Source organism: Saccharopolyspora sp. MMCC62 (assembly GCF_057736575.1).
Genome location: NZ_JBYKCM010000003.1, coordinates 312963 through 321996 on the forward strand (window position 1 = coordinate 312963; position 9034 = coordinate 321996).

Here is a 9034-nt window from a genome sequence, read left to right on the forward strand (position 1 = left end):
GTTGTCCGCGCAGTCGATCCACACAGCGGAGGAAACGCCCATGAGTCAATCCCTCGACCTGCCGACGCTGGGCACCGGGCCGTCGGCCATGCTCCGCCCGCCGAAGGAGCTGCGGGACCTCCAGGAACAGGCACCCGTCTGCAAGGTGCGCACGCCCGCCGGGGACGAGGCGTGGCTGGTGACCCGGCACGAAGAGGTCAAGCAGCTGCTCAAGGACGAGCGGATCAACCGCTCGCACCCGGACCCGCCCTCGGCCCCCCGTTACGTGGACACCCCGTTCTTCAACCTGCTGATCACCGATTCCGATCCGGCGGAGGCGACCCGGCTGCACCGGGAGATGCGCTCGTTGCTGACACCGAGCTTCTCCGCGCGCAGGCTGGCCCGGCTGCGCCCGAAGGTGGTGGAGCTGGCCGAGGAGATGGTGCAGGCACTGCTGGACAAGGGCCCGCCCGTGGACCTGCACGCCGAGTTCTCCCAGCCCTTCGCGCTGCAAGTGCTGTACGAGCTGATCGGCGTGCCGCCGGAGGACCGGATGCACATCGTGCGGATGCTGGGCCGGATGGCCGTGCTCGGCGATCCCGCCGCCGCCGAGGAGGGCGCCGCCGAGCTGTTCGGCTACATCTCCGAGCTGGTCGGCCGCAAGCGCGGCGATCCCGGCGAGGACGTGATCTCCCGGCTCTGCGAAGCGGGCCTGGACGACGAGCGGATCGGCACCCTCTCCGCAGGCGTGCTGTTCGCCGGGCTGGACAGCGTGATCAGCCACATCGACGTCGGCGTGCTGGTGCTGGCGAACAACCCGGACAAGCGGGACACCGCGATGCAGGACGCCGGGACGATGGCGATCGCGGTCGAGGAGGTGCTGCGCGCGGCGAAGGCGGGCAGCTCGATGCTGCCGCGCTGGGCGGCCGAGGACGTCGAGATCGGTGGGGTGACGATCCGGACCGGCGAGCTGGTGCTGCTGGACTTCACGCTGTCGAACTTCGACGAGCGCGCCTTCGACGACCCGGAGCGGTTCGACGTGGGCCGGGTGCCGAACCCGCACCTGACCTTCGGGCACGGGGTGTGGCACTGCATCGGGGCCCCGCTGGCGCGCGTGGAGCTGCAGACGGCGTTCAGCACGCTGTTCGGCCGCATCCCGGACCTGCAAGTGGCGGTGGCGCCGGAGGACTTGAAGCTGGAGACCGGCCAGCTCTCCGGCGGCGTCCTGGAACTGCCGATCACCTGGTGAACCGGCGGGCGGCGTCGCGGCGGGTGCAGCCGCGGCGCCGCCGGGCCGACCCGGCGACGGGCCGAGGACGCGGTCGAGCATCCGGATGAGGGCACGCCTGAACGGGCCGGAGCGGGCACGGCCGAGCGGGCCGGTGCGGACGAGGTGCCGCGCGGCGAGGACGGTGTTCCGGAGATCCATGCCCTCGATGCTGCCCGCGTCGAACACGGGTTCGCATCGCTGGATCGGGCGTGAACCGGACGGGTGACCGGCCCACCCGCCTCAACGGGTGGGCCGGTCACCTGCGGTGGGAGTGCTCAGGCCTCTTCGACGGTGATGGCCTGCGACGGGCAGATCAGGGCCGCCTGCCGCACGTCGTCCGCGTGCTCCGCGCCGGGCGTCTCGTCGAGCAGCGCCACCACGCCGTCGTCGTCCTGGTCGAACACGTCGGGCGCGGACAGCACGCACTGTCCGGCGCCGACGCAGCGGTCCTTGTCCGCGGTGATCTTGAGCATGGCTGTCTCCTTCGGGAACGGTGCGTGGTCACCAGCGGACCGGCAGCGAGTGCAGCCCGAACAGCACGCCGTCGTACTTGAACGGCAGCTCCGCCACCGGTACCGCCAGTTCCAGCTTAGGGATGCGGTCGAACAGGACCCGGTAGGCGAGGTCCATCTCGCCGCGCACCAGGTTCTGCCCCAGGCACTGGTGCACCCCGTAGCCGAAGGCCACGTGGTGCCGAGCGTTGCGGGTCGGGTCGAACCGGTGCGGGCAGCCGAACGCCGCCTCGTCGTGGTTGGCGGCGGCGACCAGCGGCACGATGCCGTCGCCCCGGGCGATGTGCTGCCCGCTGATCTCCAGGTCGTCCACGGCGACGCGCAGCGCCACCAGGTCGGCCACCGAGTGCAGCCGCAGCAGCTCCTCGACGATGCCGTCGGCGCCGATCCACTCGGGGTGCAGCAGCAGCGTCAGCACGCCCAGCGCGATGTTGTTCGCCGTGGTCTCGTGCCCGGCGATGAGCAGCAGCATCGCGACCCCGGACAGCTCGGCGGCGGACATGGTGCCCACCGCGAGCAGCCGGCTGATCAGGTCGTCGCCGGGCCGCTTCTCCTTGATCGAGATGAGCCTGCCGAGGTAGCGCAGCAGTTCCTTGGTGGCGGCCTCGCGCTCGTCGTCGGTGGCGGTGGTGCTGACCAGCGTCCGGGTCTTGGCCTCGAAGAAGTCCCGGTCCGCCTTGGGCACCCCGAGCAGGCTGGAGATCACCAGCGACGGCACCGGCAGCGCGAAGTCGGCCACCAGGTCCGCGGTACCGCCCGCGGCGAGCAGGTCCGCCACCCGGTCCTGCACGACCTGCTCGATGGCGGGGCGCATGTCCCGGATGCGGCGCACCGAGAACTCGGAGATCAGCGTCTTGCGGAATCGGTCGTGGTCGGGCGGGTCGAGCGCCACGAACCAGCCGGGCATGGTGTCGGGAGAGGGCACGCCGCCGGTCTTGCCGAGCAGGCTGGGAAATCCCTCGTGCGTCGGGTTGGAGCTGACGCGCGGGTCGGTGAGCACGGTGCGCACGTCCTCGTGCCGCGTCACCAGCCACACGACGGCGCCGGTGGGCAGCCGGGCGCGCACCAGCCCGGACTGCGCGCGGAAGTCGGCGTATTCGGCGGGCGGGAACGACGCGCCGGGGCGGCGCATCGGGAAGTCGACCACGTCGGACATGATCCGCACTCCATCGTCGTCTGCTGGTGGTCAGTTCCGGCCGTAGAACTCGCGGATGCGGCCCACGATCTGCTCCTGGTCGTCGGCGGTGAGCCCGGTGTAGGTGGGCAGGTAGAGCCCGTCCGCGCTGAACCGGGCGGCGTTGAGCTCGGGCCAGCCGGGGTCGAGGTAGCCGGGCTGCCGGCTCATCGGTTTGAAGAACAGCCGGGTCTCGATGCCGTGCTCCGCGAGGTGGGCGCGCAGCCCTTCGCGGTCGCGGGCGCGCAGGTCGTACATCCACAGCACGTCGCGCGGCGGCATCAGCTCGATGCCGTCGACGTCGCGCAGCCCGTCGTCGTAGCGCTGCTCGATCGCCTCGCGCAGCGCGAGGATCTCGTCGAGCCGTTCGGTCTGGGCGAGCGCGACGGCGGCCTGCATCGCGGTCATCCGGAAGTTGTAGGCCAGCTTCTTGTGCAGGAAGCCGTGATCGGCGGTGAACGCCATGCCGCGCAGGTGCGCGAGCTGCCCGGCCAGCCACGGGTCGCCGGTGAGGCAGATCCCGCCCTCCCCGGCCGTGATGATCTTGTTGGCGAACAGCGAGAAGCAGGCGATGTCGGCGACCGGCGGCACCCCGTGCGCCTCCGCGGAGTCCTCCACGACGCGCAGGCCGTACTGGTGCGCCAGCTCCATGATCGGCTCCATGGCGCAGCGCCTGCCGTACACGTGCACCGGCATGATCACTTTGGTGCGCGGGGTGATCTTCTCCTCGATGCGGTCCACGTCGATGTTCAGGTCGTCGCCGCAGTCCACGAACACCGGGGTGGCGCCGTGGTAGGTGACCGCCCAGGCGGAGGCGATCATGGTGAACTCGGGGACGATGACCTCGTCGCCGGGGCCGACCCCGAGCGCGCGCAGCGCCAGCGTCAGCGCCGTGGTGCCCGAGGAGCAGGCCACGCCGTGCGCGGACCCGTGCCTGCGGGCGAACTCCTCCTCGAAGCGCCGCACGAACGGGCCCTGCGAGGAGATCCAGTTCCCGGCGACGGCCTCGGTGACGTACTCCTGCTCGCGGCCCTGCAACCAGGGTTGGGAGACGGGGAAGCCCATCACAGCCCCGCCTTCTCCGCGGCGAGCGCGGGCAGTTCGGCCAGCAGGTCCGCGGCCGCCTCCCGGCCGCCCGCGTCGCGCAGCAGCTGCCCGAACATCGCGGCGCGGTCCCGGAACGAGCGCTCGTCGAGCACTCGGGTGAGCTTGTCCAGCACGTCCGCGACGTCGATCGTCTCCGGCCGGTCCAGGGTGAGGCTCACCCCGAAGTCGCGGCCGCGCACCGCCTGGTCGTCGCAGTCCACCCAGAGCGGCCGGACCACCAGCGGCTTGCCGAAGTGCAGGCCTTCGTGGAAGCCGTTGCCGCCGGCGTGGGTGAAGAACAGCCGCACCGAGGGGTGCGCGAGCACGTCCAGCTGCGAGGGCACCCAGGCCTCCACCCGCAGGTTCGCGGGCAGTTCGGCCGCGGGCGGCAGCAGGTGCTGCTGCTCGGCGGGCAGCTTCCACAGCACGTCGGTGCCGCGCTCGCCGAGCCTGCGGGTGACCTCCAGCAGCGACCGCACCTGGCCTGCGGTGAGCCGCGTGATGGTGCCGAATCCCATGTACACCACGGAATCCCGGGCGGAGAGCCAGTCGGCGAGCCCGTCGTCCTCGGGTGCCTGCGGCAGCGGCGGCACCATCGTGCCGACCAGCCGCAGGTGCTCCGGGGCGGTGAACGGGTAGTCCAGTCCGGGGACGGAGTAGCACAGGACCATCTCGGCGTGCTCGATGCGGGACATGAACCCGCCCGCCTCCTTCGCGATGCCCAGCTCGTCGCGGATCCGCTGGTCCCGCGCGGCGCGTTCGCGCAGCTCCTTGGTCAGGAACATGCCGAGCGTGCGGAACTTGAACACCCGGTTCGCGAGCCGCTGCCACGGCGACATCTCGTGCGGCAGCCCGGAGTGCGGGACCGGGAAGTCCGGTCCGGTGTAGGACTTCGCGAACGGGATGTGCGAGGTGAGCACGTTGCTGGGCATGAACGGCACGCCCAGCACGAACGGGATTCCCTTGGTGATGGCCAGTTCGTAGCCGTAGGAGCACATGCTCTCCACGACCAGCAGCGCCGGCCGGATCTCCTCGACGGCGGCCTCCAGCGCGCGGTACTTGTCGATGCGCGCCTCGGGGGAGAAGGTGTGCCGGATGACCGCGCGGTGCGCCTTGAAGCGGGACCGCTGCGTGACCTCCCGGTACACCTCGTCGTCCCAGGTCACCGCGGACATCTCCGGTACGACCGGGCCGAGGGGGACGAAGTTCACCGGGCTGTCCACCTGCAGCGCCGCCACCTCGTCGCGCCGGTTGTCGTCGGTGGCGAAGTGCAGGTCGGCGACACCGCGCCGGGACAGCTCCTGCGCCAGCACGAGCAGCGGGTTGAGCAGCCCGCTCTCCGGGTAGCTGACGAACAGGATCGGCCGCCGGGTCGATTCCATGGGCACACCCTCCAGAGTCGGCGTCCCGGCGGCGGGCGGCGGGCCGGGACGGGGAACTTTCTCCCACGACGAGGTGCGGAGAATCCCTAGTCCTGCCCCCGTTTCCAGGCCCGCGACCTGCGGCTCTAGGGAAAAGTACAGCGAATCGGCCCCTACGCTGCGCACTCGAATGGTGCAGTCCCGCCCGACTTCTCCTGAGGTGGTGCAGCGCATGACGATCCGGCGCACGACGAGCCCGGCCGCGGCCGATCCGATCGCAGTGGTGTCGATGGCGTGCCGGTTCCCCGGCGGAGTGCGGTCCCCGGAGGACCTGTGGGCGCTGGTCGACTCCGATTCCGGCGCGGAATCGGAGTTCCCCCTCGACCGGGGTTGGGACGTGGACGCGTTGCACGCGGCCTGCGCGGTGCGGACCGGGGGTTTCCTGGCCGATGCGGCGGGTTTCGACGCGGAGTTCTTCGGGATCTCGCCGCGGGAGGCGCTGGCGATGGATCCGCAGCAGCGGGTGCTGCTGGAGGTCGTCTGGGAGGCGCTGGAGCGGGCCGGGATCGACCCGGAGTCGTTGCGCGGCAGCCGGACCGGGGTGTTCGCGGGACTGCACGGACAGGACTACGCGGTGGCCGCGGACGGTGCGGCCGAGGACGTGAGCGGGCACGCGGTGACCGGGTTCTCGCCCGCGGTGGCCGCGGGCCGGGTGGCGTACCTGCTGGGGGCGTCCGGCCCGGCGCTGGCGGTGGACACCGCGTCCTCGTCGTCGCTGGTCGCGGTGCACACGGCGGCGCGGTCGCTGGCGGCGGGCGAGTGCGAGCTGGCGCTGGTGGCGGGGGTGACGGTGATGTCCACGCCCGCCGCGTTCGTCGGCTACTCCCGGCAGGGCGGGCTGGCCGCCGACGGGCGCTGCAAGCCGTTCTCCGACGACGCGGACGGCACGGCCTGGTCGGAGGGCGCCGGGGTGGTGCTGCTGGAGCCGTTGTCGCGGGCGCGCGAGCACGGGCACGAGGTGCTGGCGCTGCTGCGCGGGTCGGCGGTGAACTCCGACGGTGCGTCGCCGGGGCTGACGGCGCCGAGCGGTGCGGCGCAGCGCGCGGTGATCCGTGACGCGCTGGCCGATGCGGGCCTCGATCCGTCCGATGTGGACGCGGTGGAGGCGCACGGCACCGGAACGCCGGTGGGTGATCCGGTGGAGGCGGCGGCGTTGCTGGCCACCTACGGGCAGGACCGGGAGGTGCCGCTGCTGCTGGGCTCGCTGAAGGGCCACCTGGGGCACGCGCAGGCCGCCGCGGGCATGGCCGGGCTGATCAAATCGGTGCTGGCGCTGGGCCGGGACCACCTGCCGGGGATCCGGAACCTGCGCGCGCCCTCGGCCGAGGTGGATTGGACGGCGGGTGCGGTGGAGGTGCTGGCCGCGGCCGCGCCGTGGCCGCGCGCCGACCGGGTGCGCCGGGCCGGGGTGTCCTCGTTCGGCATCAGCGGGACGAACGCGCACGTCATCGTGGAACAGCCGGTGCCGGTCGAGCAGACGTCGCCGGTCGCGGAGATCTCGCCCGCGGCGGTGCCGCTGCCGGTGTCGGCGCGCTCGGACGGTGCGCTGGACGCGCTCGTGGCGGAGGTCGCGGAGCTGGCCGACGCCCCGGGTTCCGCGGTGGACCTGGGCTGGACGCTGGCGGTGCGGCGGCACGCGCACGAACGGCGCGCGGTGTTGCTGAGCACCGCGGACGGGGCGACCGAGGTGGCCCGCGGGGTCGCGGCGGACGGTCCGCTGGCGGTGCTGTTCTCCGGACAGGGTTCGCAGCGGCTCGGCATGGGCCGCGAGCTGCACGCCCGGTTCCCGGTGTTCGCTGCGGCGTTCGACGAGGTCCTCGCCGAGCTGGACCGGCACCTGGACCGCCCGCTGCGCGAGGTGGTGTGGGGCACCGACCAGTCGGCGCTGGACGGGACGGGGTGCGCGCAGCCCGCGCTGTTCGCGGTCGAGGTGGCGTTGTTCCGCCTCGCCGAGGCGCACGGCGTCCGCCCCGACCACGTCGGCGGCCACTCGGTCGGCGAGGTGACCGCCGCGCACGTCGCGGGCGCGCTGTCGCTGCCGGACGCGGCGGCGCTGATCGCGGCCCGCGGCCGGCTGATGCAGGCGTTGCCGCCGGGCGGCGCGATGGCCGCGGTGCAGGCGACGGAGGCCGAGGTCACCCCGTTGCTCACCGATCGGGTGGGGCTGGCCGCGGTGAACGCGCCGGACGCGGTGGTGGTCTCGGGGGAGGCCGAGCAGGTGGCGGAACTGGCGGAGCACTTCACCGACCTGGGCCGCAAGACGAACCGGCTGCGGGTGTCGCACGCCTTCCACTCGCCGTTGATGGAGCCGATGCTGGCGGAGTTCCGCGAGGTCGTCGCGGGCCTGTCCGTGGCGGAGCCGTCGATCCCGGTGGTGTCCAACAGGACCGGCGCGCTGGCCGGACCGGGCGAGCTGTCCGACCCGGAGCACTGGGTGCGGCACGTGCGGGAGCCGGTGCGGTTCGCGGACGGGGTCGCCGCGCTGCACGCGGCGGGGGCGCGGCGATTCCTGGAGCTGGGGCCGGACGGCGTGCTGTCGGGCCTGGTGCCGGAGTCGGTGCCGGAGCGCCGCGTGGTCGTGGTGCCCGCGCTGCGCCGGGACCGGGACGAAGAGGCGGCGTGGGTGACCGCGCTGGCCCGCCTGCACGTGACGGGCGTGCCGGTGGACTGGTCCGCGGTGTTCGCCGGGACCGGGCCGCGCCCGGTGCCGCTGCCGACGTACCCGTTCCAGCACGAGCGGTTCTGGCCGACGCGGACGAGTGCCGCACCGGCCGCGGCGGGTACCGCGGGAACCCCGGCGCCGCAACGGGTTCCGGAGGCATCGCAACGGATTGCGGAGGTGCCGGAACGGTTCGCGGCGCTGCCGGAGCGCAAGCGCGTCCCGTTCCTGCTGGAGCTGGTGCGCGGTGCGGCTGCCGAGGTCCTGGGGCATCGCGACGTTGATCGGGTGGGTGCGGACCGGGTGTTCAAGGAAGCGGGGTTCGAGTCGCTGACCGGGGTGGAGCTGCGGGATCGGCTGGGCGCGGCGACGGGCTTGCGGTTGCCGACGTCGCTGGCGTTCGACCGCCCCACGCCGCGCGCGGTGGCCGAGCACCTGTCCGGGTTGCTCGCCGCGGAGCTGCCGACGACGGATCTGCCGACGACGGACCTGACCGCCGAACTGGCCGACTGGGAGCGCCGCCTCGACGAGGCCCCCGCCGACCCGGCGGAGCGGGAACGCCTGGCGGCCCACCTGGACCGCCTCGCCACCCGCCTCCGCGGAGCCATGCCGAACGGCACCGCCCACGACGACCTGGCCGACGACGACATAGCCGAAGCCCCCCTCGACCGCCTCCTCGACCTCATAGACGAAGAGTTCGTCGCCTGACCCGCCGCCCCCGTCCCTCCTGTCAGCGGCGAAGCCGCTGAGCAGCGACCACCAAAGCAGCAGGACCACCCGCGGGTTCTCAGCGTTCTCCTCGCGAGGACAGCGTTTTCTCCTGTGGCGGAGCCACCGGTGAAAACGATCCCGCAGCGAGGAGGGCGCTGAGGTTCCGCCACTGGACCCGCTAAGCACGACGAGTCCGGAGATTGCCGAGAGAAGGACTGACCG

At 72.8% G+C, this 9034-nt stretch carries 6 protein-coding genes; 2 read left to right on the forward strand and 4 right to left on the reverse strand.

The features are described 5' to 3' along the window. Nucleotides 1-40 precede the first annotated feature (40 nt). Nucleotides 41-1228 (forward strand): cytochrome P450, encoded by a 1188-nt coding sequence (locus AC29IT_RS08825; protein WP_488218374.1) that lies wholly within the window; start codon nt 41-43, stop codon nt 1226-1228. A gap of 296 nt (nt 1229-1524) precedes the next feature. Here AC29IT_RS08825 and AC29IT_RS08830 read toward each other — a convergent pair whose 3' ends face one another. From AC29IT_RS08830 to AC29IT_RS08845, 4 genes are read right to left on the reverse strand one after another with little or no spacing between them, the layout of a single operon-like run. Then, on the reverse strand, nt 1525-1722 hold the full coding sequence (locus AC29IT_RS08830) for a ferredoxin (RefSeq protein ID WP_488218375.1): 198 nt from the start codon (nt 1720-1722) through the stop codon (nt 1525-1527). 28 nt (nt 1723-1750) lie between these two features. Further along, nucleotides 1751-2917 (reverse strand): cytochrome P450, encoded by a 1167-nt coding sequence (locus AC29IT_RS08835; RefSeq protein ID WP_358444689.1) that lies wholly within the window; start codon nt 2915-2917, stop codon nt 1751-1753. Between the two features lie 30 nt (nt 2918-2947). After that, on the reverse strand, nt 2948-4000 hold the full coding sequence (locus tag AC29IT_RS08840; RefSeq protein WP_358444686.1) for a DegT/DnrJ/EryC1/StrS family aminotransferase: 1053 nt from the start codon (nt 3998-4000) through the stop codon (nt 2948-2950). Further along, entirely contained in the window at nt 4000-5403 is a 1404-nt protein-coding gene (locus tag AC29IT_RS08845) for a glycosyltransferase (RefSeq protein ID WP_358444684.1), read from the reverse strand. Before AC29IT_RS08845 ends, AC29IT_RS08840 begins: the two co-directional genes overlap by 1 nt. A 202-nt stretch (nt 5404-5605) precedes the next feature. On the opposite strand from AC29IT_RS08845, the gene AC29IT_RS08850 reads away from it, so the two are divergent. Continuing rightward, nucleotides 5606-8809 (forward strand): type I polyketide synthase, encoded by a 3204-nt coding sequence (locus tag AC29IT_RS08850; RefSeq protein WP_488218376.1) that lies wholly within the window; start codon nt 5606-5608, stop codon nt 8807-8809. Nucleotides 8810-9034: the final 225 nt, after the last annotated feature.